The sequence below is a fragment of the Tardiphaga sp. 709 genome (genome assembly GCF_032401055.1).
Classification (GTDB): domain Bacteria; phylum Pseudomonadota; class Alphaproteobacteria; order Rhizobiales; family Xanthobacteraceae; genus Tardiphaga.
The window spans coordinates 3,578,049-3,603,891 of record NZ_CP135529.1; the positions used below are offsets into that span (position 1 = coordinate 3,578,049).

A 25,843-nucleotide genomic window follows, 5' to 3' on the forward strand; every position below is an offset into this window, starting at 1 on the left:
GGGGGCTTCCTTGTACTGTGTGCGGATCGCGTTTCCGGCTAAAAGGATTCGCAACAACCCTTTCTCTTCCAGTTCAAGGCGCGCGTGGTCGCACATCGCAGACGTATCTCGGGGCTGATCCTCGGCCGCTTCGCGCGGAGCGCAATGTCGCGCGCGTCTGGCGGATCGGCAGCGCTGGCCCGGATCTGGCCCGGACGCACCGATCGCCTGATCATCGCACCGCATGACCTCCGCACCACCGACGCCACCCGCGCCGCCGAAATCTATGCCGGGCGTTTCGTCTTCGCCGGCAAGATTGTCACCTGCCACGGTCGCTCGATCTTCGATCTGGAGCCGCCATCGGAAGACTGGGAAGTTTCACTGCTCGGCTTCGGCTGGCTCCGCCATCTGCGCGCCGCCGACACCGCTATCACCCGCGCCAATGCGCGCTCGCTGATCGACGACTGGATGTCGAATACGTCGCGCAAGCGCCCGGTCGGACGCCGCGCCGACGTCATCGCCCGCCGTGTGATCTCGCTGCTATCGCAGGCACCACTGGTACTCGGCGATACCGACGGCAAATTCTATCGCCGCTATCTGCGCTCGCTCAGCCGCGAGATTCGCTCGCTACGCTACGCGCTGTCTCACGCTCCCGACGGCGTACCGAAGCTGCAGGTGCTGATCGCGCTGTGCTACGCCTCGCTATGTCTCGCCAATCAGGCGCGCCACATCCGTACCGCCACACGCAAACTCTCCGACGAATTGCAGCGCCAGATCCTGCCCGATGGCGGACATATCTCGCGCAACCCCGGCGCGCTGATCGAATTGCTGATCGATCTGCTGCCACTGCGGCAGACCTTTGCTGCCCGCAACATCGCGCCACCGCCGGCGCTACTGAATGCGATCGATCGCATGATGCCGATGCTGCGATTCTTCCGTCATGGCGACGGCTCGTTCGCACTGTTCAACGGTATGAGCAATGCGCCATCGCATCTGCTGGCGACGCTGCTGGCCTATGACGACACGCATGGCGTGCCGATGGCGCATATGCCGCATACCGGCTTCCAGCGTCTCGAGGCCGGTCAGATGACCGTGATCATCGACACCGGCCCGCCACCACCGTCCAGTGTGAGCCACGACGCCCATGCCGGTACGTTGTCGTTCGAACTGTCGTCCGGCCCGAGCCGCATCGTCATCAATTGCGGCATGCCCTCGACGGGTCGCGACAATTGGCGCGCTTTCGCGCGGGGCACGCCGGCGCATTCGACGATGACCTATCACAACACCTCGTCGTGCCAGTTCGTCGAACGCAGCGCGATGAAGAAGTTTCTGCAGGGCGCACCGATCGTCAACGGTCCGCATGTGGTGGAGAGCTATCGCGAGATCACCTCGAACGGCACCATCCTGACCACCTCGCATGACGGCTACCACCCGCGTTTTGGCGTCACCCATCGGCGCGTGTTGATGATCTCCGAGGACGGTTCGAAACTCGAGGGCGAGGACATCGTCGCGGCGGCGCCCGGCGCGCGGCTGAAAGGCAGTAATACCGACTACGCCTTGCGCTTCCATCTGCACCCGTCGGTAAAGGCCAGCCGGCTCAGCGACGCCCGCGGCGTCATGCTGGTATTGCCGAACCGTGACGTCTGGACCTTCGAAGCGCTCGACGACAAGGTCGAGCTCGAAGACAGCGTGTTCCTGGCCGGCAATGACGGGCCCCGGCGAACCGCCCAGATCGTGATCCACCAGAACGCCCAGCAGACCTCCAGCATCCGCTGGAGTTTTGCCCGATCGGCCTCCTCGCCGTCGCAGACTACGGCCCGCCGCAATGCCCGCCGTGAGCCGGAATTGCCGTTGTAAATCAGGCCTTCCCGACGAAATTGCTGGCATGCAAGCCCTTGCGGTTTCTTGCACCGCGAAACCATGCTACGCGGCGTCCTTCTCCCACGGGATACGCATCATGACCGACCATCCGCGCAAGGTTACTCGCGCTCTATTGTCCGTTTCCGATAAGTCCGGGCTGATCGAATTTGCACGCGCGCTGTCCGCTCACGGCATCGACCTCGTTTCCACCGGCGGTACCGCCAAGGCGATCGCTGCGGCGGGCCTGAAGGTCTCGGACGTGTCCGACCTCACCGGCTTCCCGGAAATGATGGATGGCCGGGTCAAGACGTTGCACCCTAAGGTCCATGGTGGCCTGCTCGCGATCCGCGACAATGCCGAACACGCCAAGGCGATGAAGGATCACGGAATTTCGCAGATCGATCTGCTCGTCGTGAACCTCTACCCGTTCGAGGAGACCGTCGCGAAGAACGCGTCCTATGAGGATTGTATCGAGAATATCGATATCGGCGGTCCGGCAATGATCCGCGCGGCCTCCAAGAACCATGACGACGTCACCGTCGTGGTTGAGCCCTCCGATTATCAGTCGGTGCTCGACGAACTCGCCACCAACAAGGGCGCGACCACGCTGACGCTGCGCCGCCGTCTGGCAGCCAAGGCTTATGCCCGCACTGCGGCCTATGACGCCGCGATCTCGAACTGGTTTGCCGATCAGTTGAAGATCACCGCACCGGATTTCCGTGCCGTCGGCGGCAAACTGGTCGAAGCGCTGCGTTACGGCGAGAACCCGCACCAGACCGCTGCATTCTATCGCACACCCGAACTGCGCCCCGGCGTATCCTCGGCGCGGCAGGTACAGGGCAAGCAACTGTCCTATAACAATATCAACGACACCGATGCGGCCTATGAATGCATCGCCGAGTTCGATCCGAAGCGCACCGCGGCCTGTGTCATCGTCAAGCACGCCAATCCCTGCGGCGTCGCCGAAGGCAGCAGCCTGGTTGAGGCCTATCGCAAGGCACTGGCCTGCGATTCCACCTCGGCATTCGGCGGCATCGTTGCGCTGAACAAGACGCTCGATGCAGACACCGCGCGCGTCATCACCGAGATCTTCACCGAGGTCATCGTGGCACCTGACGCCACCGAGGAAGCCATCGCCATCGTTGCTGCCAAGAAGACCTTGCGTCTGCTGCTGGCAGGCGCGCTGCCAGATCCGCGCGCGCCGGGCTTCACGGCCAAGACCGTGGCTGGCGGCATGCTGATCCAGAGCCGCGACAATGCTGTTGTCGATGACATGGCGCTGAAGGCCGTGACCAAGCGTCAGCCGACCGACGCCGAACTGCGCGATCTCAAATTCGCGTTTCGCGTAGCCAAGCACATCAAGTCAAACACCATCGTCTACGCCAAGGACCTCGCCACCGTCGGCATCGGCGCCGGCCAGATGAGCCGCATCGATTCCGCGCGCATCGCCGCCCGCAAGGCGCAGGATGCGGCGATCGAGATGAAGCTCGCACAACCGATGACCAAGGGGTCGGTGGTCGCGTCAGACGCGTTCTTCCCGTTCGCTGACGGCTTGCTCGTTGCCATCGAGGCCGGAGCCACTGCGGTGATCCAGCCCGGCGGTTCGGTGCGCGACGATGAAGTGATCAAGGCGGCAGATGACGCCGGGATCGCCATGGTGTTCACCGGCGTCCGCCACTTCAAGCACTGAGGCTTTCGAGGCTCAGGCTTCCCGCACGCGTGCGAGCAGACCGAGGCCTCCGACGAAGAACAGCACCAGCACTGCCATGCCAGCCTTCTGGCTGGCCGTGACTGCGGTAACGAGGCCGATCAGCAACGGCCCCATGAAGGACGTCACCTTTCCGGTCAGCGCGAACAGGCCGAAGAACTGCGCGATGCGGTCCTGCGGTGCCAGCCGGATCAACAGCGTGCGCGATGCCGCCTGCAGCGGACCACCCGCCATGCCGATCAGGCAACCGAGCGCGAGATATGCCTTCTCCGCAGGCGCCGCGAACAGACCGCCACCTGGCACCGGCGGCGTGACCTTGATGAAGAAGATGGTTTCGCGATCAATCAGCAGGATCGCGATGATCGAGGTCAGCAGCAGCAGGATGCTGCCGGTGATCACACGCTTCGGTCCGAACGCATCGTCGAGTTTTCCGCCAATGAAGGCGCCGAACGTTCCGGCAATGGCTAGGATGATACCGAATGTGCCGATCTGAATCGTATTCCAACCAAATGTGCCTGCCGCATAGATGCCACCGAAGGCGAACAGCGATACGAGCCCGTCGGTGTAGATCATGTTGGCAATCAGGAATGCCATCATCGAACGATGCTTCGGCAATTCAGCGAGCGTGTGCTTGAGATCGGCGAGACCCTCCCGCACGGCGCTCCGCGCAGAGACCTTCGCGGGAAAGTCGGGCGTCAGCAGAAACATCGGCAACACGAAGACGACGAACCACAATCCCGACAGAGGTGCCGAAATACGATCGCCTTCGAAGGTCGCGGGATCGAGACCGAGAATCGGGACTAGGCCGAACAATGTGCGCCCCGTGGTCGGGTTCGCAGCCATGAAGCCGAGTACGATGATCAGGCTGAGGATACCTCCGACATAGCCGAGCGCCCAGCCCGAGCCGGACAGGCGACCGATTTTATCCGGCGGCACCAGCGTCGGCATCATCGCATTATTGAACACGGTGGCAAATTCCACGCCGATAGTCGCCAAGCCATAGGCAATCAGCAGCGGCAGGATGATGGCGGGATCGCCGGGCTTGCCGATCCACATGATGCAGGCGCCGACCACGAAGATCGCGCCAAAACTTGCGATCCACGGCTTGCGGCGGCCGCTCGCATCGGCAATCGCGCCAAGCATCGGCGATGCCAGCGCGATGATCACCCCGGCCGCAGCGGTGGCGAAGCCCCACAGCGATTGTCCGGTGGCCGCATCGGATGCCACGCGCGTGGCGAAATAGGGCGCGAAGACAAAGGTGGTGATGAGACTGAAGTAAGGCTGGGCCGCCCAGTCGAAAAACATCCAGCTGATCACCGCAGAGCGCGGTGGGTAGGTCTTTGGCGCCGCTGTCACAGAGGCTGATGAAGCGGCGGCGACCGCCATGCGTGGTATCCCCCGCGAATCACAGAGTGTTGTCTCGAACGTTTCACAAGCCATATAGCATTCGAGACGGCGATGCGATCATGTCCGCTGTCAGCCGGAGTGATCGATGGCACTGTTTGCTTTCCTGCGTTGTACGTGCGTCGCAGCACTCGCATTTATACTCGTCGTCCCGGCATCGACAAACGCGCAGCAGGCGCGCGACATCTATACCCCCGCACCGTCAGGCACGCTCAAACCCATCGCGGCCAAGCATGGCATGGTCGTCGCCCAGGAGAAGATCTCCGCCAAGGTGGGCGCGGATGTCATGGCGCGCGGTGGCAATGCGATCGATGCGGCTGTTGCGAGCGGTTTCGCCATGGCTGTTACCTATCCGCGCGCCGGTAATATCGGCGGTGGTGGTTTCATGGTGATCCACACAGCCTCCGGCGAAGACGTCACCATCGACTATCGCGAGACCGCGCCGGCCGCCGCCACCCGCAACATGTTTCTCGGCAGCGACGGCAAACCGGACACCGCGAAATCCCGCGATTCCGCTTTGGGCATCGGCATCCCCGGCACGGTCGCAGGACTTGCGCTGGCGCTGGAGAAATACGGCTCGGGCAAGTTCACGTTGTCGGATCTGTTACAGCCCGCGATTGCGCTGGCGCGCGACGGCTTCATCCTGACTGACGATGGTGCGGATACACTGCCGGATTGGCACCGGCGCCTGGTGCGCTGGCCCGCGACAAAGAAGATCTTTTCGCGTGATGACGGCACCTCGCTGCGCGAGGGCGACCGGTTGATCCAGACAGACCTCGCAACAACGCTCACGGCGATTGCCGCACAGGGACCGCGCGGCTTCTATGAAGGCCCCGTTGCCGAGAAGCTGGTCAGCGGCATCAATGCAGCAGGCGGCATCTTCACGGCAGACGATCTCAAGACCTATCAGCCCGTGGTTCGCACGCCGGTCCGCGGCAGCTACCGCGGCTATGACGTCATCTCAATGCCGCTGCCATCATCCGGCGGAACGGTGTTGCTGGAGACACTGAATATTCTCGAAGGCTTTCCGATCGGTGAGATGCGGCAAGCCTCCGCACCGTCGCTGCATCTGCTGGTCGAGGCCATGAAGCGTGCTTATGCGGATCGCGCGCGCTATCTGGGCGATCCCGCTTTTGTCAACGCGCCGATCACGACGCTGACTTCCAAGGACTACGCCGCCGGGCAGCGCGCCTCGATCGATCCCAGCAAGGCAACGCCGTGGACCGATGCCCTCTCGGCCGTACCGCCGCGCGAAGGACAGAATACGACCCACTATTCGGTGGTCGACAGTGCCGGCAACGCAGTGAGCAACACTTACACGCTGAACTTCAGCTATGGCGTCGGCCTGATCGCCGATGGCACCGGCGTATTGCTCAACAACGAGCTCGATGACTTTACCGCCGCACCCGGTGCATCCAATGCCTATGGACTTGTCGGCTTCGAAGCCAACCTGCCCGGTCCCGGCAAGCGCCCGCTGTCATCGATGTCGCCGACCATCGTGCTGAAGGACGGCAAGCCGGTGCTCGTCACCGGGTCGCCCGGCGGCAGCCGCATCATCTCGACGGTGCTACAGGTGATCGTCAATGTGATCGACTACAGAATGGATGTGATGTCGGCCGTCGCGACCTCTCGCCTGCATCACCAGTGGCTGCCTGATGAAGTGCGCATCGAACGCGGCTTCAGCGAAGAGGCCCTCAATGCCCTGCGTGCCATGGGCCACAAGGTGATCGAGCCGATGGGCCAGACTTCGGCCAATTCTATTCTGGTGACGCCAGACGGCTTGCTTGGCGCCCCTGATCCGCGTACGCGTGGCGCTGAGGCATCTGGGTACTGACGTCCAATGACATATCCGGCGCCCTCAGGGGCGCACGGGTGAGCGCCCCCCGAACCAAGACGACTAACGGGGGAAACAATCATGAGCGGCAACCGACCAACCGATCCCGGCGCCATTGAGCGCGCGGAAATCGAAGACACCAGCCTTCTGGCCTTCTATCGCGACATGAATCCGCCGGAGCGCCGCACATTCTGGGCCTGCGCCACAGGCTGGGCGCTCGATGGCATGGATTTCATGATCTATCCGCTCGTGATCGGCACCATCATCGTGATGTGGAAGGTCGATCCCGGCACCGCCGGCCTCGCCGGCACAGTGACACTGCTCGCATCCGCCATCGGCGGCTGGCTCGGCGGTTATCTTGCCGACCGTATCGGCCGCGTCCGCACGCTGCAGCTCACAATCCTCTGGTTCTCGTTCTTCTCGCTGATCTGTGCCTTCGTGCAGAACTTCGATCAGCTGCTGGTGGCGCGTGCGCTGCTCGGCATCGGCTTTGGCGGTGAATGGGCCGCAGGCGCCGTGTTGATGGGCGAAGCCATCCGTCCGCAATATCGCGGCCGTGCTGTTGGCTCGGTGCAATCCGGCTGGGCAATCGGCTGGGGTCTCGCCGTGCTGTCACAAGCGGTCCTGTTCTCATGGCTCCCACCAGAGACGGCGTGGCGCTGGATGTTCGCCATCGGCGCACTGCCGGCTTTGCTGGTGCTGTATCTGCGCCGCTACGTCGAAGAGCCGGTCATCGCCGCGGAAACCCGCGCCAGGCAGAACGCCAGCGGCGATCGGCCCAAGCTCAGCGAAATCTTTGCCGGCCCGATGCTGAAGACCACGATCCTTGCGTCGCTCGCTGCGACCGGTTGCCAGGGTGGCTATTACGCCATCACCTTCTGGGTGCCGCGCTTCCTCACCACCGAGCGCAAGCTGTCGATCGTCTCATCGACCGGCTATCTCTCGGCGCTGATCGTCGGCTCCTTCATCGGCTATCTCGTCGGCGCCTGGCTCGCCGACCGCATCGGTCGCCGCAACCTGTTCCTGACCTTCTCGCTCGGCGCCATCGCAGTCATCCTGATCTACACACAGGTGACGCTCACCAACGAAGTGCTGTGGATCCTCGGCTTCCCGCTCGGCTTCTTTGCGTCGGGCTACTTCTCCGGCATGGGCGCGTTCCTCACGGAGCTCTATCCAACACGTCTGCGCGGATCTGGTCAGGGCTTCTGCTACAATTTCGGCCGTGGCATCGGCGCTCTGTTCCCGTTCCTGGTCGGCGCTCTGTCCAATACCACCAGCCTCGGCAATGCCATCGCGATCTTCGCAGTGCTGGCTTACGGCCTGTTCTTCCTTGCAGCCTATGCGTTGCCTGAAACCCGCGGACGTATTCTCTATGCAGACGCCTGATTCATCATCGAGCGAACCCCGGGCTTGCCCGGGGCCGCAGCCGACCCAGCGCAGCGCGACACGGTTCACCGTGCCGCGGGGTGCCGTTGATACGCATGCCCATGTGATCGGCTTGCCGCCGGACTATCCGTTCGTCGCCGGGCGCAGCTGCACGCCGCCGGAAGCCACGGCGGCATCTTATCTATCGATGCTCGATGCAACCGGCATGACTTACGGCGTACTGACGCAAGTCAGCGTGCATGGCACGGACAATCGCTTGCTGGTGGATGCACTCACCGCCAATCGTCAGCGGCTGCGCGGCATCGCCGTGATCGGACTAGATTGCCCCGAGAAGGAGAAGGCCGCGCTGAAAGAAGCCGGCGTCGTCGGCCTCCGGCTCAACGTGCTTTATGGCGGCGGGATGGGTTTCGCGCAGCTTGAGGACTATGCGTCGCTCTGCCGCGAGATGGGCTGGCATCTGCAATTCCTGATCGATGCCAAGGATATTCCGGCTCTCGCCTCACGCTTTGCGAAACTGCCGGTGCCATTCCTCGTTGACCATATGGGACACTTCCCGACCTCACGCGGCATCAACGATCCGGGCTTCGACGCTCTGGTCGGCCTCGTGCACGACGGCGCATGGGTGCGTTTGTCCGGCGCCTATCGCACCAGCATCCAGGGTGGGCCGCCCTATAGCGATACGATTCCGTTCGCGCAGAAGCTGGTCGCCGCCAATCCGGATCGCTGCATCTGGGGCTCGGACTGGCCGCATGTGGCAAACTGGGACGCGATGATGGGCGTGAGCGAGCTGCTCGACCTGCTTGTAGAGTGGGTGCCGGATGAGGCGACGCGCAATCGTATCCTCACGAACAATCCGCAGAAGCTGTTCGGCTTCCCCGCGGTCTAGCGCCCCACCGAATACGGCCCGCCCTTCTCCAGCGCAAGCTGATAGGCGGGCCGCGCGTGGATCTTCGCGAGCCACGCCATTGCCTTGGGATGTCCTTGCTCGAGCCCAGCACGCGCCGAGGCCGCTTCGAGCGGGAAGCTCATCTGGATATCGGCGGCGGTGAATTCGTTGCCGGCGAACCATTCGCTCTTCGACAGTTCGCCTTCCCAGAAGGCCATATGCTGTTTGAGCTGCGGATCCACCAACGTGTTCAGCGCTTTCGCGGCGATGGCATTGACCACCGGACGCATCAGTAGCGGCGCGCGCTTCGGCAGCATCATGAAGATGAGCTTCAACAGTAGCGGCGGCATCGCCGATCCCTCGGCATAGTGCAGCCAGTAAGTGAAGCGCAGACGCTCCGGTGTGTTGGCGGCCGGGATCAACCGGCCATTGCCATAGGTCTTGACGAGATATTCGACGATCGCACCGGACTCGGCGATCGTGTTGCCATTGTCGGTGATGACAGGCGACTTGCCGAGCGGATGGATCGCCCGCAGCTCCGGCGGCGCCAGCATGTTGGGCTGCCGGTTATATCTGATGATCTCATAGGGGGTGCCGAGCTCCTCGAGCAGCCACAGGACGCGCTGGGAGCGCGAGTTATTGAGATGATGGACAGTGAGCATGGCGATCCTTTGCCGGCTGGCACGCCTAATTATTGCCCGGGTAATATTGACAGATATATTATCCGGGTATAATTAGTGTCGATCTTGATGGTGAGACGGGCTTATTCCCATGACTGAAATGACTTTTCCTCCCTTTAGCGCCTTTGCCGGCCCGAAGCTGCTGGCTTCTGGGCCATTGGCCGAGGTGGCGATCGCAATCAAGATCGCGACCGGCGCAATCGCCGACCCGATCATCATTTTCGACAACGCCACCGGCAAGTCCCTCGATATCGATCTGCGCGGCAGTCATCGCGAGATCGTCGCTCGCCTGCCCCAGCCAACAACCATCGAGCCGGAAACCAACGCACCCGCTGAGCCCCGTGGCCGTGGCCGGCCGAAGCTCGGCGTCGTCGCCCGCGAGATAACGCTATTGCCGCGACACTGGGATTGGCTCGGCGCACAGCCGGGCGGTGCCTCAGTCGCGCTACGCAAGCTGGTAGAAAATGCCCGCCGCGCGAGTGGCGACAGGGATCGTCAACGCGCCGCGCGCGATGCAGCCTATCACTTCATGTCGACCATGGCGGGCGACCGGTCCGGTTTCGAGGAAGCGTCGCGCGCGCTGTTTGCCGGCGATCGACGGCGCTTCACCGAACTCATCGCGAATTGGCCAGTCGATATCCGCGATCACATCGTAATACTCGCATTTCGTGATCAGGCCGCCGCCCCACCGGCCTAATCGCCCGGCCCCATCGACCACCACAACACCGTGCGCATCAACGCGCGCTAACGGACCGTTATGTCTTCGTGCCAACCGAGAACCCGCTATGTCTGAGCCTTTGCCGATGACACCGCGTCCTTTGTGGAGGACGTTTCTCACCTTCCTTGCACCGATGATGCTGAGCAATATTCTGCAATCGCTGTTCGGCACCATCAACAGCATCTATGTCGGCCAGATGATCGGCGTCGATGCGCTCGCGGCGGCATCGGTGTTCTTTCCGGTAATGTTCTTCTTCATCTCCTTCGTCGTGGGATTGGGAGCGGGCGCGTCGGTGCTGATTGGCTAGGCCTGGGGCGCGGGCGAGCGCCACAAGGTAAAGGCGGTGGCCGGCACGACCCTCGCTGTCGCTCTTCTGCTAGCGGTCATCATCGCGGTGTTCGGCGGCCTGTTGAGCCGACCAATGATGGTTGCGCTTGCGACACCGGCGGATGTTCTCGACCAGGCCAGCGCCTATGCCCGGATCATGATGCTGGCGATGCCGGCGACCTTCATCTTCATTCTGATGACATCGATGATGCGCGGCGTCGGCGACACCGTGACGCCGCTATGGGCGCTTGCACTATCCACATTCATAGGCCTCACCGTCACACCGGCGCTGATCCAGGGCTGGTTCGGCCTGCCGCAGCTTGGCGTGGCCAGCGCTGCCTGCGCCGCGGCCGCGTCGAGCGCGTTCACGCTACTCTGGCTTGCCATGTACCTGCGCCGCAAGAAGCACGCGCTCGCGCCCGACGCGGAGTTCCTGCGCAGAATACGGCTTGACCCCGCGCTGCTGCGCAAGGTGTTGCGGATCGGTATCCCTTCTGCGATCGGCATGGCCGTAATGTCGGTGGCCGAACTTGTGCTGCTCGGCCTCGTCAACGGCTTCGGCTCCAACGCGACCGCCGCTTATGGCGCGGTCAACCAGATTTTGAGCTATGTACAGTTTCCGGCCATTTCGATCTCGATTACCGCCTCGATCTTCGGCGCGCAGGCCATCGGCCGCGGCCAGGCCGACCGGCTCAGCGCCATCGTCCGCACCGGATTGCTGATGAACCTCGTCCTGACCGGCGGATTGGTGGCGATCGCCTACCTGTTCTCCCGCACCCTCATGAGCTTTTTCATTGTCGATCCCGCGGTCCTCGAACTCGCACAGCGATCGCTTCACATTGTACTGTGGAGTTCGGTCCTGTTCGGCATGGCCACAACATTCTCCGGAATGATGCGTGCCAGCGGAACGGTATTCGCACCATTGGCGCTTCTGGTTTTCGCCATCGTTGCCATCGAGGTGCCCTCGGCTGTCATCCTCAGCCGCACTATCGGTCTCGATGGCGTCTGGGCCGCTTACCCCATCACCTTCTGCGCCATGTTTGTTCTGCAGATGAGCTATTACATGCTGGTGTGGCGCAAACGGACCATACAGCGTCTGATCTGACACTATGCGTCGTCAAGCCATAGCATTACGGTCATCATAAAAGATGTGGACGCATCGCACGTGCTGCGCCACACTGCGCCCAATAAAAATTCGGGAGACCGCCTTGACCAAGACGTCGCCACAATTCCTGTTCGATTTCGGCAGCCCCAACGCCTATCTCAGCCATCTGGCGATCCCGGCGATCGAAGCGCGCACCGGCGTGACATTCGAATACGTCCCAGTGCTGCTGGGGGGCATCTTCAAGGCCACCAACAATCGCTCGCCGGCCGAGACCTATGCCGGCGTCAAGAACAAGCGTGAATTTCATGAGCTCGAGACCGAGCGCTTCGTGAAGCGTTTCGGCGTCAAGCCCTACACGATGAATCCGTTCTTTCCGGTCAACACACTGAACCTGATGCGCGTCGCCATCGCGGCACAGCTTGACGGCGTGTTCGAGAAATACGTCGAAGCGGCATTCCATCATATGTGGGGTGAGCCAAAGAAGATGGACGACCCCGAAGTGGCCATCAAAGCGCTCACCGACTCGGGTCTCGATGGCGCAAGATTGTTCGCACGCGGACAGGAGCCCGAGGTAAAGGCGGTACTGGTGGCGAACACACAGACCGCCGTCGAGCGCGGCGCCTTCGGCTCGCCGACCTTCTTCGTGGGTAACGAGATGTTCTTCGGCAAGGAGCAGCTGCGTGAAGTCGAGGAACTGATCACCGGCGCCAGCAAGTAACGGGAGAGTTTCATGCAGAAGCGCAACGCCACTGTCGCTGTCATCGGAGCCGGGGACTATATCGGCGCCGAGATCGCCAAGAAATTTGCTGCCGAAGGTTTCACGGTGTTCGCCGGGCGCCGCAACGGCGACAAGCTGGCGCCTTTGGTGGCGGAGATCGAGGCCATGGGTGGCACGATCGTGGCGCGCTCGCTGGATGCCCGCAAGGAAGACGAGATCGCCGCCTTCCTCGATGACGCCGATGCGCATGCGCCATTGGAGGTCTGCATCTTCAATGTCGGCGCCAATGTGAATTTCCCGATCCTGGAGACGACCGAGCGGGTATTTCGCAAGGTCTGGGAGATGGCCTGCTATTCCGGCTTCCTGGCCGGGCGCGAAGCTGCGCGGCTGATGATGCCGCGTGGCCAGGGCAACATCTTTTTCACTGGCGCCACCGCGAGCTTGCGTGGCGGCAGTGGCTTTGCCGCTTTTGCATCGGCCAAATTCGGATTGCGTGCAGTAGCTCAGGCGATGGCCCGCGAACTCGGACCGAAGAACATCCATGTCGCCCATCTGATCATCGACAGCGGCGTCGACACCGCCTGGGTACGCGAGCGCCGCGAGCAGATGTGGGGCAAGGAGGCGCTGAACAATCCCGATTTATTGATGCCACCGGCATCGGTCGCTCAGTCATACTGGCAGCTCTATCAGCAGCCACGGAGCGCCTGGACGTTCGAGCTGGAGATCCGCCCGTTCGGAGAGAAGTGGTAGAAGCAAACCCTGCCTTATGGTGAGGAGCGTGGCTTCGGGCCTCTCGCCTAAACGCGACTGTGTTTGGGCCGGGATGAGATCTCTGTCTGAACCAATCGAACAATAAAATTCAGAACAACCCAACTAAGGAATTGCTCAATGCGTATTCTCGTGGTCGGCGCCGGCGCCATCGGCGGCTATTTCGGCGGCAGGCTGTTGCAGGCCGGCAATGACATCACCTTTCTCGTCCGCCCAAAGCGCGCCGGAGAGCTGGCAAGCGCCGGCCTTGTCATCAAGAGCCCGCATGGCGACGTGACCCTGAAGAATCCGCCGACGGTGCGGGCGGATGCGATCAAGGAGAAATTCGATGTCGTGCTGCTGAGCTGCAAGGCCTTCGACCTCGACGACGCCATCGCGTCCTTTGCACCCGCGGTTGGGCCGAACACGGCAATCATTCCGCTGCTCAACGGCATGAAGCATCTCGACGTGCTGGAGAAGAAGTTCGGTGCCGAGAATGTCATGGGCGGCCAATGCCAGATCGCAGCGACGCTCAACGAGGCGCGTGAGGTCGTCCAGATGGCGCCGATGCAGGTGCTCAGCTTCGGCGAACGCAAGGGCGGTAGTTCAGATCGCGTGAAAGCGATCGCCGCGATCATGGCGACCGGTAACTTCGGCGGCTCGGCCTCCGACAACATCATGCAGGATATGTGGGAGAAGTGGGTGTTCCTGGCGACGATTGCCGGCTCGACCAGCGCCATGCGCGGCGCTGTCGGCGATATCGTGGCAGCCCCCGGCGGCCGCGACTTCATCCTCGGCGTGCGCGATGAAATGAGCGCTGTCGCCAAGGCCAATGGCTTCGCACCGCGGGCAGCGTTCCTGGAACGCACCGAGGGCATGCTGACGGCAGAAGGATCGAAGATGACCGCCTCGATGTATCGCGATATCCTCAACAAGGCGCAGATCGAGGCCGACCAGATCGTCGGAGATGTCATCGCTCGCGCCGATGCCGCCAAAGTCGCCGTGCCGCGACTACGGATGATCTATACGCATCTCAAGGTGTATGAGCATCAGCGAGTAGCGTAAGCATCACCACGTAGCCCGGATCAAGCCAATCGCAATCCGAGCTACGGATTTCCTTCATAGATGCGCCAGATAATGCGCCAGCGCGGTGATCTCTTCTTCACTGAGCGAATAGGCAACCTCGGCCATCGCTGCCATGCCGCCACCGGCGCGGACGCCGGACTTGTAGTCACGCAGCGCCTTGACGAGATAGTCCTCGCGCTGTCCGGCGATGCGCGACACCGCCTTCGTGCCGCCATAACTTTCCGTGTGACACGATGCACAGCGACGGCCGACCGCCGCCTGCGCGCCCTTGGCCGACAAATCCGGATTGTCATCGGGCTTCTTGCCCTCCGGCGGTTTCAGCGACGCGAAATAGGCGCCGAGATTGCGGATATCGTTGTTGTCGATCTGCTCCAAGATAGGCTGCATCTGTTCGTTCTTGCGCGTGCCCGAGCGGAAGAACACCAGCTGCCACTGGATAAACAGATCCGGCTGTGCGGCGAGCGAAGGGACGTTCTCCATTTGCGAAATGCCGTTTTCGCCGTGACAGCCGCTGCAGAGCTCGGCCTTCTCCTTGCCCGCGGCGATATCGGCGGCATCAGCCGGACTGGACCCAGAACCAAGAACTAGAAAGACAAGAACAGCCGCGATTGCAGAACGATGCATGAGCCACATTCCCATTCCAGAATACATGAGGCTGGAGCTGCGGATGACACAACTCCAGCCTCACGCAATTCGCGACTTACTTCGCGTAGCTGATGCGATAGATTGCGCCTGCCCAATCGTCGGCAATCAGCAGCGATCCATCCTTGGCCAGGACGATATCGGCGGGGCGGCCGAGATAACCCTGGTCACCCTCGATCCAGCCGGAGGCGAAGATCTCCTGCTTGGCGTTCTTCCCATCCGGCCCGGCGATCACACGCTTGATACGTGCGCCCTGATACTTGTGCCGATTCCACGAGCCGTGCTCGGCAATGAAGATGTTGTTCTTGTATTCGGCAGGAAACATGTTTCCGGTGTAGAACTTCATCCCCAGAGGCGCGACATGGGCGCCGAGATTCAACACCGGCGGCGTGAATTCGGAGCACTTGTGACCCATGGCGAATTTCGGATCCGGCATGTCGCCTTGATGGCAATGCGGATAACCGAAATGCTCGCCAAGCTTCGAGATCATGTTGAGCTTGTCGCTCGGCATATCGTCGCTGATCCAGTCGCGCGCATTTTCGGTGAACCAGTATTTGCCGGTGCGGGGATCGACGTCGCCGCCCACCGAATTGCGAACGCCCAGCGCCACGATTTCGGCATTGCCAGTCTTGGGATCGACACGGCGGATCTGCGAGAGGCTGGTTGGCGGAATGCCGATGTTGAAGGGAGGTCCGAACGGAACGTAGAACCAGCCGTCCTTATCAGGCGCTAGATACTTCCAGCCATGCGCCGCGAATGACGGCATGTCGTCATAGACCACCTTGCCATCACCGAGCTTGTCGATATTGGCCTCGGCATTCTCGTATTTGATCAGCTTGTTGATATCGATCACATAGAGCGCACCGTCCTGGAAGGCGATGCCCGTCGGCATCTTCATGCCCTTGATGACGGTCTTGACCTCTTTCTTGCCGCCCTTATCGGTGATCGCATAGACATTGCCGAGACCGAACGAGCCGACAAAGAGCGTGCCTTTATCGCCCCAGGCCATCTGCCGCGCCGCCAGCACGCCGGATGCATAGACCTCGATCTCGAATCCCGGCGGCAGCTTGATCTTCTTCATCATGGCTGCGAGTTCGGCATCGGACGCACCGGTCGGCGGGCCCGACGGCGGCGCCAGCCCCTTCTGTGCCTCGGTCTCGTCGCCGAGGAACCAGTCGTCCGGCGGATTGGTCCAGAATTCCTTGGTATCGGATTTGTAGCTCTTGAGCTTTTGCTGTGCGCTCGCTTGATTGAGCGAGGCCATGCCGATCGCCGTAGCGAGGATGGCGGCGCACGCAACAACGGATCGACCAGTCATCGATTTCATCGCGTCACTCCCTGTGCAGCTTATTGCGGCTGCTATGTCTTATTGAACGTTCGAGACGAACTTTATTGGTCTGTGATTTTCTCAGACAGTGAGATGCTAGCACAAATGTCGCAGCTGAAAAGCGCAACTAACGCTCGCGCAAACGAAAGACGTCGCCGTCACGACGACATCCTGAAAAGAAATTTTGAGAGTTAGTTCCAGTAGCATGATGCAATTGGCGCATCGCACCGCATCATCGCACGATCACTGCTACGTTTTTTTAAAGGCTGCCCTTGGTGAGATAGCGCCAGGCAACGGCCAGCAAGATCAACCCGATGAAGATCAGCGCGACCGGCAGCTTCTTCTTTTCGCGCGGGGGCGGTGGCGTGTTGGGCTTGATCCGGCGAAAAGGCGTGACGTTGTTATTGTTGTCGTCGGGCATTGGTCTTGATCTCGAAGCCGTCTTGATGATGGGCGCGATGCCGGTGCCGCCCATGCGGGAATAATAGCTGCGGTAGACAGTCTGGATGGTGGCTTCGGCCGCGGCTGGCTCGGATTGTTTGCCACGCGCCAGCAGCGCGAGATAGCCCGCGTAGAATGTCTGGGCTTCCTGCGGCAGCGCGTCGAGGCTTTTCAGCTTCGCCATCATCACCCAGGTCGCAAAATCCGCCCGCGCCTCGTCATTGGCACGCTTGGCAATTTCCAGATTGGAATCAGTGGTCGACGGCATCGTCAGTCTCGTACCCGCTTCGCCCGTGGATTGTCTGCCCAACGCCCGATGATTTCAAGCGATGCGGGGCGGATCTGCATGCCTGCGGATCACAAACGACAAGGCCGCCTGACGGCGGCCTGCGATCGATAAAACTGATGCCAAAAACCAGGAAAATTCTGGAGCGGGCGAAGGGATTCGAACCCTCGACCCCGACCTTGGCAAGGTCGTGCTCTACCACTGAGCTACACCCGCATCCGAGAAGACAGGCGGCGATTGCTCGCCGCCGACGCGCAGACCTATGCCAAATGCCGGTGGCGAATGCAACAGTTAGACTGCATCTCGGATCGCGGCGAGTTAATCGCGGTTTATGGCCCTTTGAGCCCGATTTTGCCCAGAAAACGGGTCAAAACAACCAAATGTCGCCTCCGGGGTCGAATCGGCCCCTGCCGGACCTATTTCACCGGATTGCAAATTACTGTCACGAACGCCATTTAATCGCTCAGGCCATGCTAGAAGCAGCCAAATTTTTCAGACATCGAGCGAGGTTCACGTGACCATCATGGAACAGGGCGGCGCCGCGACGCCGCAGGCAGCAACCGCTCTCATCAAGGACACGACCACCCGCACATTCGTGCAGGACGTCATCGAGGAATCCAAGCGCCAGCCGGTCCTGATCGACTTCTGGGCGCCTTGGTGTGGTCCGTGCCGTCAGCTGACTCCTGTCATCGAAAAAGCCGTGACCGCCGCCAAGGGCAAGGTGAAGCTGGTCAAGATGAACATCGATGAGAATCCGGAGATTCCCGGCCAGATGGGCATCCAGTCGATCCCCGCCGTCATCGCCTTCGTCAACGGCCAGCCGGCCGATGGCTTCATGGGTGCGGTTCCAGAGAGCCAGGTCAATGCGTTCATCGACAAGCTGACAGCTGGCATGCCCGGCGCCGAGCCCACGGCAGCGGAATTGCTTCAGGAGGCTGAAGCGATTCTGGCTGAAGGCGATCCGGCGACCGCCGCCTCGATCTATGGCGAGGTGATTGCCGCCGATGCCGGCAATATCGCCGCCATTGCTGGCCTTGCCCGCTGTTACGTCGAGACCGGCGCCATCGAGCAGGCCAAGCAGACCCTTGAGCTCGTCCCGGCCGCGAAGCGTGAGGACGCTGCGGTCAAGGCCGTGCAGGCCAAGATCGATTTGGTCGAACAGGCCAGCGCGCTCGGTCCGGTCACCGAACTTGAACAGAAGGTCGCCGCGAATCCACTCGACCATCAGGCCCGCTTCGACCTTGCGATCGCGCTCAATGGCGCCAATCAACGCAGTGAAGCCACGGGTCACCTGCTCGAAATCGTCAAGCGCGACCGCAAATGGGATGACGACGGCGCCCGCAAGCAATTGATCCAGTTCTTCGACGCCTGGGGACCGACGGACGAGGCCACCGTTGACGGTCGCAGGCGGTTATCGACTATCCTGTTCTCGTAATTCTTCTCGCGTGACGAATCGGAACCGGACATGCCCATCAATGCCGACTATCGCGGGCCTGCCGAACTTCCCGAGGTGATCCCGGTCTTTCCGCTGCCGGGCGCGCTGCTGCTGCCGCGCGGCCAGATGCCGCTGAACATTTTCGAGCAGCGCTACCTCGCGATGATCGACGATTCGCTTCGCGACGGGCACCGGCTGATTGGCATGATCCAGCCCGATGCGGCGCATTCGCCGGATGAGGCCAAGCCGGTACTGTTCAAAGTCGGCTGTGTCGGGCGCATCACCCAGCTCGCCGAATCCGGTGACGGCCGCTACATCCTCGAACTGACCGGCGTTTCCCGTTTCGAGGTGGTGCAGGAACTCTCGGTGCTGACCGCGTACAGGCAGTGCAAGGTCGACTACTTCCCCTTCATCGACGATTTCACGGCACGCAAGGGCGAAGATGATGTCGATCGGGCTGCGCTGCTCGCGGTGCTCACCGACTTCCTCAAGGCCAACAACCTGAAAGTGGATTGGGAAGGCATCGACAAGGCTCCCAACGAGGCCCTGGTGAACGCGCTGGCGATGATGTCGCCCTATGGTCCCCCTGAGAAGCAGGCGATGCTCGAAGCCCCTGACCTTAAGACCCGCGCCGAGATCCTGATCGCTATCACTGAAATGGATCTGGCCAAGAAACGCACCAGCGGCGACCCACCGCTGCAGTAATTCTGATAAATAACCATGATCAACGACCGCATCACCGGAGCGCACCCATGACCACACCGCCAATCGAGCGCGCCGAAAGCACCGTCGACGCCAAGCTGCTCGAGATTCTGGTCTGCCCGCTGACCAAGGGCCAACTCGAATTCGATGCCGCCCGTCAGGAGCTGATCTCGCGCCAGGCCAAGCTTGCTTATCCGATCCGTGATGGCATTCCGATCATGCTGCCGGAAGAAGCGCGGAAGATCGACTGAATTTCTGCTCTGGCAGCTCATGCCGGCGCAAATCTCAGGGCGACGATGCCCGCGACGATGAGGGCGACCCCGCCGCCGCGCAGCAGAGTCATCGACTCGCCAAACAGCACGCTTCCGAACAGGACCGTCCCGGCTGCACCGATCCCGACCCACACCGCGTAGGCGGATCCCACCGGCAGAACTTCCAGAACCCGACCGAGCAGATAGACGAACGCGGCGAGGAAAGTCAGCGACACGATGGTCCAGCCTGGTCGGGTATAGCCCGTGGCATATTTCATCGAGATCGCCCACCCCACATCCAGAAGCCCGGCCACGATCAGTAGCAGCCATGCGACACCCTGGCTCATGGCTGCCTCATGCTGCGATCTTGAGAAGATGTGCGTCGCGCTCAGCGAGGAATGCACGCAGCCGCTCGGCGTAGTCGGCCGTGACGGCGTTCGCTACGCTCGGACGCCCGCGTAACGCTGCGCGCCATGCCCGAACCTTGGGTGTTTGGACGAAGACTTCCGTGTCAGCGATGGTATCGAACACATCGAAGTAGCGGAAGATCGGCGCGTAAACCGCATCGACCATACTGAAGTGCTCCCCCGCGAAAAACGGCGCTGCGGTTAGCACGTTCTCGATACGACCGAATTTTCCGGCCAACATCTTCCGCTTCGCTTCATAGCCGTTCGCTTCGGTGGCCGTCTCGAATCCCCACAAATCCGCGAGGATCGACGAGCCGAACTCGATCCAGCCACGGTGCGCGGCTCGTTCGAGCGGATCGGATGGGTGAAGCCGTACGCCCATCTGCGTTTCTTCGAGATATTCGCAGATCACCGCACTCTCGAAGAGCGCGGCAGCGTCATTGCCGTCGCGCCGGACAAGCAGAAGCGGAACCTTGCCCAGCGGCGAGACCGCATGGAACCAATCCGGCTTGTGCGCAAGATCGATATAGCACCGCTCGAAACGGGCGCCCTTTTCGGCAAGCACGATGGCCGCTCGCTGCACGTAAGGGCAGAGATGATGACTGACGAGCGTCAGTGCTGGCGCGCCTGGCTGATCCACGGTCATGCGCTCACCTTTATTCTCTCGGCGCGCATGGCCTGCTGCACAGCGGGCCGCGCTTCGACGCGGGCCATGAAGTCGCGCAGATGCGGAAAGTTGGACAGATCCACCTTGGTGAAGTTGGACCACCCGACGATCGTGAACAGATAGGCGTCGGCCACTGTGAAGCTTTCTCCGAGCAGGAACGGCCGGCCCGCCGCCAGATGGCGTTCGACGGACGCCAGCCGCTCTGCGATCTTTGCGCGTGCAACATCTCCCGCCTGCGCGCCATATTCGGGGTGAAACAGCCACGGGCTGAACATCTTGTGGAGTTCGGTAGCAATGAAGTTGAGCCAGGATTGCAGCTCAACGCGTTGCGGTGTGCCGGCAGGCGGCGCCAGCCCGCTTTCGGGTTTGAGGTCCGCAAGGTATTGAACGATCGCGGTGCCCTCGGTCAGCACTGTGCCGTCATCGAGCGCCAGCGCCGGCACATAACCGTTCGGGTTCACCGCCGAATAGTCGCTACCCGCCTCGGTGACATGGGGCGACTTCCGGATATCCACCCGCACGAGTTCAAACGGAATACCGGCTTCGTTCGCAGCAATGTGCGGCGAGAGCGAGCAGGTACCGGTGGCGTAATAGAGTTTCATGGCTGGATCTTTCATTGCATCCGTCGTGGGTTCGCTATCGCACGAGCAAGGTAGCGTCCGCGCAGGCGCAAGTCCCATTGGCATTTCGCCAGCGAGGCTTGCGTGACTGCAAGCAAACCCACTGCTATCTTCGTCAACATGGATGATTGGAACGAACTTCGGCTGGCGCTCGCCATCCAACGCGTGGGCAGTCTGACAGCGGCGGCGATCACACTCGGCGTAGATCACTCCACGGCCTTCCGCCGCCTGAAAGCGTTGGAGGGCAAGGTTGGCGTGCGCCTATTCGAACGACTTCCAGGCGGCGCCTACCAGGCGACCGAGGCCGGTGCGCGGATGGCTGCCGGCGCGGAGCGCATGGAAGACGAGGCGCTGGCGCTCGATCGCGACATATCCGGTCGCGATCATCGTTTGTCGGGCCGCCTGACGGTCACGTCGTCGGAAACGCTGGCCTATAGCCGGCTGACGCCGCTTCTCGCCGCGTTCCAGCGGGCTCACCCCGGCATCGTCGTGGAGCTGGTGATCGAAAACCGTGTGCTGAGCCTGTCGCGCCGCGAAGCCGACATCGCATTGCGCCCTATCCGTCCGAAGGAAGGCGATCTTTGGGGACGCAGACTGTCGGCCATCGCGTGGGGGCTCTATGCCGCCCCTGCCTATCTCGAGGCAATTGGCGGCCCGTTATCGAATCCATCCGAGATCGATCGCCATTCCTTGATCGGCTGGGACGAAACAACATCAGGCATCGCGGCTGCCGACTGGCTGTCACGCGCCGCGCCATCGAAGGCCTTCGTCTATCGGACGAACAGTCTGGTCAACCAGCTCGTCGCAGCGAAAGCCGGCATCGGGCTCGCGCTGATGCCGTGCTATCTCGCGGATCACGACGCCGGGGTGGCGAGAGCACTGTCTGAGCCCCTCAAGGAACTCGAGGGTGAACTCTGGATCGTGACTCATGCGGATTTGAAGAATACGGCGCGCGTCAGGGCCTTCTTCGATCTCGTCGGCGAAGGATTGATCCGCGAGCGCCCGCTGTTCGAAGGCGAGAAGAATCAGAAACCTTCCACGTTGAGCGGCGTAACCGCATGACGTGCTGACTACAGCGCCTCGCCCTTCAATAGCCTTGGCACATCGCCTGACAATCCCGCCGCCTGCTTGATGAACGCGCCCTTCAGCGGCGGCAGGCGATCGACGATGCCGAGACCGATGTCGCGGATGCTGCGCACGAAGGGCAGATCGTTCGAGAACAGGACGTTCAGCACGTTGGTGGCGACACCCATCGTCATGGTGTCGAAGCGGCGCCAGCGCTGGTAGCGCTCCAGCACATCGCTCTGGCCGAAATCCATGCCGAGCCTTGCAGCATCGACGATGGTCTCTGCCAATGCCGCCACGTCCTTGAGACCCATATTGAGTCCCTGCCCCGCGATCGGATGGATCACATGTGCGGCGTCGCCGATCAGCGCTAACCGTTCGCCGATGAAGGAGCGCGCGACGAAGTAGCCGAGTGGAAATGCCCGCGGCTTATCGAGTGCTTTGACCTCGCCAAGGTGCAGGCCGAAGCGCTTCTCAAGCTCGGCATGGAATTCATCGTCCGGCAACGCAACGATGCGTGCGGCTTCCGTGCGCTTCTCGGTCCACACCAGCGACGAACGCTTGCCAGTCAAAGGCAGAATTGCAAACGGCCCGGCGGGCAGGAAGTGTTCTTCGGCACGTCCGTCATGATCGCGCTCATGACCGACGGTGACGACGATACCGGACTGGTCATAGTCCCAGCCATGGGTCGCGATGCCCGCACGCTCACGTAGCTTCGAGCGCGCGCCATCGGCGGCGACAAGAAGTGCTGCTTCAATCACGCTGCCATCACCGAGCGTGACGCTGACACCGTCGGCCCGTGAATCGAATGTCGTCACCGCAGTCGCACGCAGGTCGACGCCCGCCGCTTCGGCGCGGATCACCAGTTCGTCGATCAGCCGGCGATTTTCGACCATATGTGCGAACGGCTCGCCCGGCTCCACATGGCCGCCGAAGGTCAGGAAGGTCGGACGGGTGGCGTCTTCCAGCTTGGAATCGGTGACGACCATGTCGAGGATCGGCTGGCTTTCGGCAGCCACAGCATCCCAGACACCGAGAGCATCGAACAGCCGCCGACAGGCAGCAACGATGGCCGTGGCGCGCGGATCGCGGCTCGGCCTGGCCGCCAGCGCGGGATCGGCAACAATAATCGGCAGATCGGGGCCAAGCCCCTGCCGCAACGCCAGCGCCAATGCCAGCCCGGCAAACGCTCCGCCGCCGATGACAATGCCTCGTTGTGCCGCCATGATATCCGTTCTCGCTGTTGCCACGCGCTTATAGCTGGGCGAAACAGGATCGCGAAACAAGGGCGGCAATGGGACCAGGGCCTCCACGGCCAAGGTCTTGGTAAACCTCCCTTAATATTGCCGCTGAGCGAAAGATGCCGACATGTCCAAGAGCCTGATCGATCTGATCGATATCCTCGATCTCGAGACCATCGAGGTGAACATGTTCCGCGGTCGCAGCCCGAAAACGCGCTGGCAGCGGGTGTTCGGCGGCCAGGTGATCGGCCAGGCCATGGTGGCTTCGTGCCGCACCGTCGAAAACCGCATGCCGCATTCGCTGCATTGTTATTTCATCCTGCCCGGCGACCCGCAGATTCCGATCGTCTACGAGGTCGAGCGGCTGCGCGACGGCAAGAGCTATTCGACCCGGCGTGTCACCGCGATCCAGCATGGCCACGCGATCTTCTCGATGATGGTGTCGTTTCACGCCGAGGAGGAGGACTCGTTCAACCACCAGGATCCTATGCCGGACGTGCCACCGCCGGACAAACTCACTGCGGAAGAGCTCTCGAAACATCCGATTATCGAGAAGATGCCCGATTTCATCCGCCGTTATTACGAGTCCGACCGGCCGATCGAGCTACGTCCGGTCGAATTCCAGCGTTATGCCGGCGAGAAGATTCCGGAGGGGCGGATTAATTTCTGGATTCGTACCGCCGCGAAGCTGCCGGACGATCCGGCACTCCATATGTGCGCGCTGGCCTACGCGTCGGACTTTTCACTGCTCGATTCCATCATGGCCCGCTATGGCCGCACTTTGTTCGACGGGCAGGCAATGGCGGCCAGTCTTGACCACGCCATGTGGTTTCACCGCCCGTTCCGCGCCGACGAATGGCTGCTCTACAGCCAGGATTCGCCGAGCGCCCAGAACGGCCGTGGCCTCGCGCGCGGCCTGATCTTCAAGCCCGACGGCACGCTGGTGGCGACCGTGGCGCAGGAAGGCTCAGTACGCGAGCGACGCGAGAAGCCAGCGACGTAAGTCGCTTCGCTTCCAGTCCGGAATTACTGCTTGCCGTCCTGGCGTGCAGTTGGCCCGCCCGAAGGCAGCGCCGGCGCCCAATTTCCACGCGTCGTGCCAACAGGGATGGCATAAAGTTGCGCGATTGCGTAAGCAGTGTCGTACACCGCCCCGAAGAGGAAGCCCTGCATGAAGCTCGTGGTCGCGATCATCAAACCCTTCAAGCTCGATGAAGTGCGTCAGGCTTTGACGGCTATCGGCGTCCACGGCATGACGGTGACCGAAGTGAAAGGCTATGGCCGGCAGAAGGGCCATACCGAGATGTATCGCGGCGCCGAGTATATCGTGAATTTCCTACCCAAGCTGCGGCTCGAAATCGCTGTGGCATCCGATCTCGTAGCCAAGGCGGTCGAGGTCATCTCCACCGGAGCCCGGACCGGCCAGATCGGCGATGGCAAGATCTTCGTGACCCCGATCGACCACGCCCTGCGTATCCGCACCGGCGAGACCGACAGCGACGCGCTTTAGGCAATAAGCCAGCGCCCACTGGGCTTTCAGCCAGAGCTGCTCTCACAGTCCGCTCGAATACGCCCGAAGGGCTCTACTGCCTTGCCCGGTTGAACCATGTCAATTCTACGCGCGCCAGTTGGAAGGCCTGCAGATTAGACAATTTCGAGTTTTTTGCCTCGGATTGACGTATTTGGACACCTCTGGGCTGCCCGCCGCCTAAGCAGGAATATGTCGAGAGCCTGTCATGCTTCCCTTTTGGGCAGGATTGACTAGAGTTTGGGCGCGACGGAATAGCGCACTCTGTCTCATCACGTGAGAAACGCGAAAAGCTGGGGATTCATAAACCGTTAGAGAATTCCGCCGATCTGGCACGGCATTTGATTCTATCTGGTCTGGCTGTGCCCGCGTAGTGAACTTCTCCGCGTGGTGAACCTCAGTCGAGATCGCCCGGTCGGTTTTCGGTCGGGCCCAAGCGGGGATAGGACCCATGAAAATTGTTATGGCGATCATCAAGCCATTCAAGCTTGAGGAAGTCCGTGATGCCCTGACCGCCATTGGCGTTCATGGTTTGACGGTGACGGAAGTCAAAGGATATGGCCGGCAGAAGGGCCATACGGAAATTTATCGCGGCGCTGAATATGCGGTGAGCTTCCTGCCCAAGATCAAGATCGAGGTGGCTGTCGCTTCCGATCAGGTCGACAAGACCATCGAAGCCATCACCACGGCCGCCAAGACCGGCCAGATCGGCGACGGCAAGATCTTCGTCATCAACCTCGACCACGCGGTTCGCATCCGCACCGGCGAGGCCGATGCTGCAGCCCTCTAAGTC

At 61.6% G+C, this 25,843-nt stretch carries 25 protein-coding genes, 1 tRNA gene and 1 pseudogene; 17 read left to right on the forward strand and 10 right to left on the reverse strand.

Annotated features, from left to right (window positions below; translation table 11 throughout):
• The first annotated feature begins 144 nt into the window (after positions 1–144).
• A complete protein-coding gene (locus tag RSO67_RS17490; protein ID WP_315839891.1) occupies positions 145–1,836 on the forward strand; it encodes a heparinase II/III family protein in 1,692 nt (563 codons plus the stop codon).
• A 100-nt stretch (positions 1,837–1,936) separates the two neighbouring features.
• Positions 1,937–3,529: a bifunctional phosphoribosylaminoimidazolecarboxamide formyltransferase/IMP cyclohydrolase gene (gene purH / locus RSO67_RS17495; protein WP_315839892.1), complete on the forward strand. Its 1,593-nt coding sequence runs from the start codon at positions 1,937–1,939 to the stop codon at positions 3,527–3,529.
• Between the two features lie 12 nt (positions 3,530–3,541).
• Here the strand turns inward: purH and RSO67_RS17500 are convergent, their stop codons facing one another.
• Positions 3,542–4,933, reverse strand: coding sequence for an MFS transporter (locus RSO67_RS17500; RefSeq protein WP_315839893.1), 1,392 nt, complete (start codon positions 4,931–4,933; stop codon positions 3,542–3,544).
• Between the two features lie 106 nt (positions 4,934–5,039).
• Here RSO67_RS17500 and ggt point away from each other — a divergent pair, with 106 nt between their 5' ends.
• The 3 genes from ggt (at position 5,040) to RSO67_RS17515 (ending at position 9,057) form a co-directional block, all read left to right on the forward strand.
• A complete protein-coding gene (ggt, locus tag RSO67_RS17505) occupies positions 5,040–6,785 on the forward strand; it encodes a gamma-glutamyltransferase (protein ID WP_315839894.1) in 1,746 nt (581 codons plus the stop codon).
• Positions 6,786–6,866: 81 nt separating this feature from the next.
• Entirely contained in the window at positions 6,867–8,171 is a 1,305-nt protein-coding gene (locus tag RSO67_RS17510) for an MFS transporter (RefSeq protein WP_315839895.1), read from the forward strand.
• Complete coding sequence (locus tag RSO67_RS17515; RefSeq protein WP_315839896.1) at positions 8,158–9,057, forward strand: amidohydrolase family protein; 900 nt, start codon at positions 8,158–8,160, stop codon at positions 9,055–9,057. Before RSO67_RS17510 ends, RSO67_RS17515 begins: the two co-directional genes overlap by 14 nt.
• Here RSO67_RS17515 and RSO67_RS17520 read toward each other — a convergent pair.
• Entirely contained in the window at positions 9,054–9,719 is a 666-nt protein-coding gene (locus RSO67_RS17520) for a glutathione S-transferase (protein ID WP_315839897.1), read from the reverse strand. The two genes, RSO67_RS17515 and RSO67_RS17520, sit on opposite strands and share 4 nt — an antisense overlap.
• A gap of 109 nt (positions 9,720–9,828) precedes the next feature.
• On the opposite strand from RSO67_RS17520, the gene RSO67_RS17525 reads away from it, so the two are divergent.
• The 5 genes and pseudogenes from RSO67_RS17525 to panE all read left to right on the forward strand — a co-directional run bounded on the left by RSO67_RS17525 (position 9,829) and on the right by panE (position 14,417).
• Positions 9,829–10,434 (forward strand): DUF2239 family protein, encoded by a 606-nt coding sequence (locus RSO67_RS17525; protein ID WP_315839898.1) that lies wholly within the window; start codon positions 9,829–9,831, stop codon positions 10,432–10,434.
• Positions 10,435–10,540: 106 nt separating this feature from the next.
• Positions 10,541–11,887, forward strand: a pseudogene (locus RSO67_RS17530) (MATE family efflux transporter).
• A 103-nt stretch (positions 11,888–11,990) separates the two neighbouring features.
• Positions 11,991–12,605, forward strand: coding sequence for a 2-hydroxychromene-2-carboxylate isomerase (locus RSO67_RS17535; protein ID WP_315839899.1), 615 nt, complete (start codon positions 11,991–11,993; stop codon positions 12,603–12,605).
• 12 nt (positions 12,606–12,617) lie between these two features.
• Positions 12,618–13,355: an SDR family oxidoreductase gene (locus RSO67_RS17540; protein WP_315839900.1), complete on the forward strand. Its 738-nt coding sequence runs from the start codon at positions 12,618–12,620 to the stop codon at positions 13,353–13,355.
• A gap of 138 nt (positions 13,356–13,493) precedes the next feature.
• Positions 13,494–14,417: a 2-dehydropantoate 2-reductase gene (panE, locus tag RSO67_RS17545; RefSeq protein WP_315839901.1), complete on the forward strand. Its 924-nt coding sequence runs from the start codon at positions 13,494–13,496 to the stop codon at positions 14,415–14,417.
• Positions 14,418–14,471: 54 nt separating this feature from the next.
• Here panE and RSO67_RS17550 read toward each other — a convergent pair whose 3' ends face one another.
• From RSO67_RS17550 to RSO67_RS17565, 4 genes are all read right to left on the reverse strand, one after another.
• Positions 14,472–15,062 carry a c-type cytochrome gene (locus RSO67_RS17550; RefSeq protein WP_315839902.1) on the reverse strand — a complete coding sequence of 197 codons (591 nt, stop codon included), beginning with the start codon at positions 15,060–15,062 and terminating at the stop codon, positions 14,472–14,474.
• Between the two features lie 76 nt (positions 15,063–15,138).
• Positions 15,139–16,407, reverse strand: coding sequence for a PQQ-dependent sugar dehydrogenase (locus RSO67_RS17555; protein WP_315839903.1), 1,269 nt, complete (start codon positions 16,405–16,407; stop codon positions 15,139–15,141).
• Positions 16,408–16,666: 259 nt separating this feature from the next.
• Complete coding sequence (locus RSO67_RS17560; protein ID WP_170849625.1) at positions 16,667–17,116, reverse strand: hypothetical protein; 450 nt, start codon at positions 17,114–17,116, stop codon at positions 16,667–16,669.
• 159 nt (positions 17,117–17,275) lie between these two features.
• Positions 17,276–17,350: transfer RNA gene (locus tag RSO67_RS17565), tRNA-Gly, on the reverse strand.
• Between the two features lie 298 nt (positions 17,351–17,648).
• On the opposite strand from RSO67_RS17565, the gene trxA reads away from it, so the two are divergent.
• Genes trxA through RSO67_RS17580 form a run of 3 tightly spaced genes read left to right on the forward strand, consistent with a single transcriptional unit; the run spans position 17,649 to position 19,522 of the window.
• On the forward strand, positions 17,649–18,569 hold the full coding sequence (trxA, locus tag RSO67_RS17570) for a thioredoxin (protein WP_315839904.1): 921 nt from the start codon (positions 17,649–17,651) through the stop codon (positions 18,567–18,569).
• Between the two features lie 30 nt (positions 18,570–18,599).
• Positions 18,600–19,274, forward strand: coding sequence for an LON peptidase substrate-binding domain-containing protein (locus tag RSO67_RS17575; protein ID WP_315839905.1), 675 nt, complete (start codon positions 18,600–18,602; stop codon positions 19,272–19,274).
• A 47-nt stretch (positions 19,275–19,321) separates the two neighbouring features.
• Positions 19,322–19,522, forward strand: coding sequence for a Trm112 family protein (locus tag RSO67_RS17580; RefSeq protein ID WP_068730204.1), 201 nt, complete (start codon positions 19,322–19,324; stop codon positions 19,520–19,522).
• 17 nt (positions 19,523–19,539) lie between these two features.
• On the opposite strand, the gene RSO67_RS17585 is transcribed toward RSO67_RS17580, so the two are convergent.
• From RSO67_RS17585 to gstA, 3 genes are read right to left on the reverse strand one after another with little or no spacing between them, the layout of a single operon-like run.
• On the reverse strand, positions 19,540–19,869 hold the full coding sequence (locus RSO67_RS17585; protein WP_315839906.1) for a multidrug efflux SMR transporter: 330 nt from the start codon (positions 19,867–19,869) through the stop codon (positions 19,540–19,542).
• A 7-nt stretch (positions 19,870–19,876) separates the two neighbouring features.
• On the reverse strand, positions 19,877–20,575 hold the full coding sequence (locus tag RSO67_RS17590; protein WP_315839907.1) for a glutathione S-transferase family protein: 699 nt from the start codon (positions 20,573–20,575) through the stop codon (positions 19,877–19,879).
• Entirely contained in the window at positions 20,572–21,198 is a 627-nt protein-coding gene (gstA, locus tag RSO67_RS17595; RefSeq protein ID WP_315839908.1) for a glutathione transferase GstA, read from the reverse strand. The genes RSO67_RS17590 and gstA overlap by 4 nt, the downstream gene beginning before the upstream one ends.
• Positions 21,199–21,300: 102 nt before the next feature.
• On the opposite strand from gstA, the gene RSO67_RS17600 reads away from it, so the two are divergent.
• Positions 21,301–22,278, forward strand: a complete 978-nt coding sequence (locus tag RSO67_RS17600) for a LysR family transcriptional regulator (protein ID WP_315839909.1) — start codon at positions 21,301–21,303, stop codon at positions 22,276–22,278.
• Between the two features lie 8 nt (positions 22,279–22,286).
• On the opposite strand, the gene RSO67_RS17605 is transcribed toward RSO67_RS17600, so the two are convergent.
• Positions 22,287–23,507, reverse strand: coding sequence for a ubiquinone biosynthesis hydroxylase (locus RSO67_RS17605; protein ID WP_315839910.1), 1,221 nt, complete (start codon positions 23,505–23,507; stop codon positions 22,287–22,289).
• Positions 23,508–23,649: 142 nt separating this feature from the next.
• Between RSO67_RS17605 and tesB the strand changes: the two genes are divergently transcribed.
• The 3 genes from tesB to RSO67_RS17620 all read left to right on the forward strand — a co-directional run bounded on the left by tesB (position 23,650) and on the right by RSO67_RS17620 (position 25,840).
• Positions 23,650–24,525 (forward strand): acyl-CoA thioesterase II, encoded by an 876-nt coding sequence (tesB, locus tag RSO67_RS17610; RefSeq protein ID WP_315839911.1) that lies wholly within the window; start codon positions 23,650–23,652, stop codon positions 24,523–24,525.
• Between the two features lie 168 nt (positions 24,526–24,693).
• Positions 24,694–25,032 (forward strand): P-II family nitrogen regulator, encoded by a 339-nt coding sequence (locus tag RSO67_RS17615; RefSeq protein WP_068730207.1) that lies wholly within the window; start codon positions 24,694–24,696, stop codon positions 25,030–25,032.
• 469 nt (positions 25,033–25,501) lie between these two features.
• Positions 25,502–25,840, forward strand: a complete 339-nt coding sequence (locus RSO67_RS17620) for a P-II family nitrogen regulator (RefSeq protein ID WP_068730208.1) — start codon at positions 25,502–25,504, stop codon at positions 25,838–25,840.
• Positions 25,841–25,843 lie beyond the last annotated feature (3 nt).

What these genes read in the sequence shown, in the direction of transcription:
- RSO67_RS17490 (WP_315839891.1), top strand. Translation starts at nt 145, where the DNA reads ATGTCGCGCGCGTCTGGCGGATCGGCAGCGCTGGCCCGGATCTGGCCC.
- purH (WP_315839892.1), top strand. Translation starts at nt 1,937, where the DNA reads ATGACCGACCATCCGCGCAAGGTTACTCGCGCTCTATTGTCCGTTTCC.
- RSO67_RS17500 (WP_315839893.1), bottom strand. Translation starts at nt 4,933, where the DNA reads ATGGCGGTCGCCGCCGCTTCATCAGCCTCTGTGACAGCGGCGCCAAAG.
- ggt (WP_315839894.1), top strand. Translation starts at nt 5,040, where the DNA reads ATGGCACTGTTTGCTTTCCTGCGTTGTACGTGCGTCGCAGCACTCGCA.
- RSO67_RS17510 (WP_315839895.1), top strand. Translation starts at nt 6,867, where the DNA reads ATGAGCGGCAACCGACCAACCGATCCCGGCGCCATTGAGCGCGCGGAA.
- RSO67_RS17515 (WP_315839896.1), top strand. Translation starts at nt 8,158, where the DNA reads ATGCAGACGCCTGATTCATCATCGAGCGAACCCCGGGCTTGCCCGGGG.
- RSO67_RS17520 (WP_315839897.1), bottom strand. Translation starts at nt 9,719, where the DNA reads ATGCTCACTGTCCATCATCTCAATAACTCGCGCTCCCAGCGCGTCCTG.
- RSO67_RS17525 (WP_315839898.1), top strand. Translation starts at nt 9,829, where the DNA reads ATGACTGAAATGACTTTTCCTCCCTTTAGCGCCTTTGCCGGCCCGAAG.
- RSO67_RS17540 (WP_315839900.1), top strand. Translation starts at nt 12,618, where the DNA reads ATGCAGAAGCGCAACGCCACTGTCGCTGTCATCGGAGCCGGGGACTAT.
- panE (WP_315839901.1), top strand. Translation starts at nt 13,494, where the DNA reads ATGCGTATTCTCGTGGTCGGCGCCGGCGCCATCGGCGGCTATTTCGGC.
- RSO67_RS17550 (WP_315839902.1), bottom strand. Translation starts at nt 15,062, where the DNA reads ATGCATCGTTCTGCAATCGCGGCTGTTCTTGTCTTTCTAGTTCTTGGT.
- RSO67_RS17555 (WP_315839903.1), bottom strand. Translation starts at nt 16,407, where the DNA reads ATGAAATCGATGACTGGTCGATCCGTTGTTGCGTGCGCCGCCATCCTC.
- RSO67_RS17560 (WP_170849625.1), bottom strand. Translation starts at nt 17,116, where the DNA reads ATGCCGTCGACCACTGATTCCAATCTGGAAATTGCCAAGCGTGCCAAT.
- RSO67_RS17575 (WP_315839905.1), top strand. Translation starts at nt 18,600, where the DNA reads ATGCCCATCAATGCCGACTATCGCGGGCCTGCCGAACTTCCCGAGGTG.
- RSO67_RS17580 (WP_068730204.1), top strand. Translation starts at nt 19,322, where the DNA reads ATGACCACACCGCCAATCGAGCGCGCCGAAAGCACCGTCGACGCCAAG.
- RSO67_RS17585 (WP_315839906.1), bottom strand. Translation starts at nt 19,869, where the DNA reads ATGAGCCAGGGTGTCGCATGGCTGCTACTGATCGTGGCCGGGCTTCTG.
- RSO67_RS17590 (WP_315839907.1), bottom strand. Translation starts at nt 20,575, where the DNA reads ATGACCGTGGATCAGCCAGGCGCGCCAGCACTGACGCTCGTCAGTCAT.
- gstA (WP_315839908.1), bottom strand. Translation starts at nt 21,198, where the DNA reads ATGAAACTCTATTACGCCACCGGTACCTGCTCGCTCTCGCCGCACATT.
- RSO67_RS17605 (WP_315839910.1), bottom strand. Translation starts at nt 23,507, where the DNA reads ATGGCGGCACAACGAGGCATTGTCATCGGCGGCGGAGCGTTTGCCGGG.
- tesB (WP_315839911.1), top strand. Translation starts at nt 23,650, where the DNA reads ATGTCCAAGAGCCTGATCGATCTGATCGATATCCTCGATCTCGAGACC.
- RSO67_RS17615 (WP_068730207.1), top strand. Translation starts at nt 24,694, where the DNA reads ATGAAGCTCGTGGTCGCGATCATCAAACCCTTCAAGCTCGATGAAGTG.
- RSO67_RS17620 (WP_068730208.1), top strand. Translation starts at nt 25,502, where the DNA reads ATGAAAATTGTTATGGCGATCATCAAGCCATTCAAGCTTGAGGAAGTC.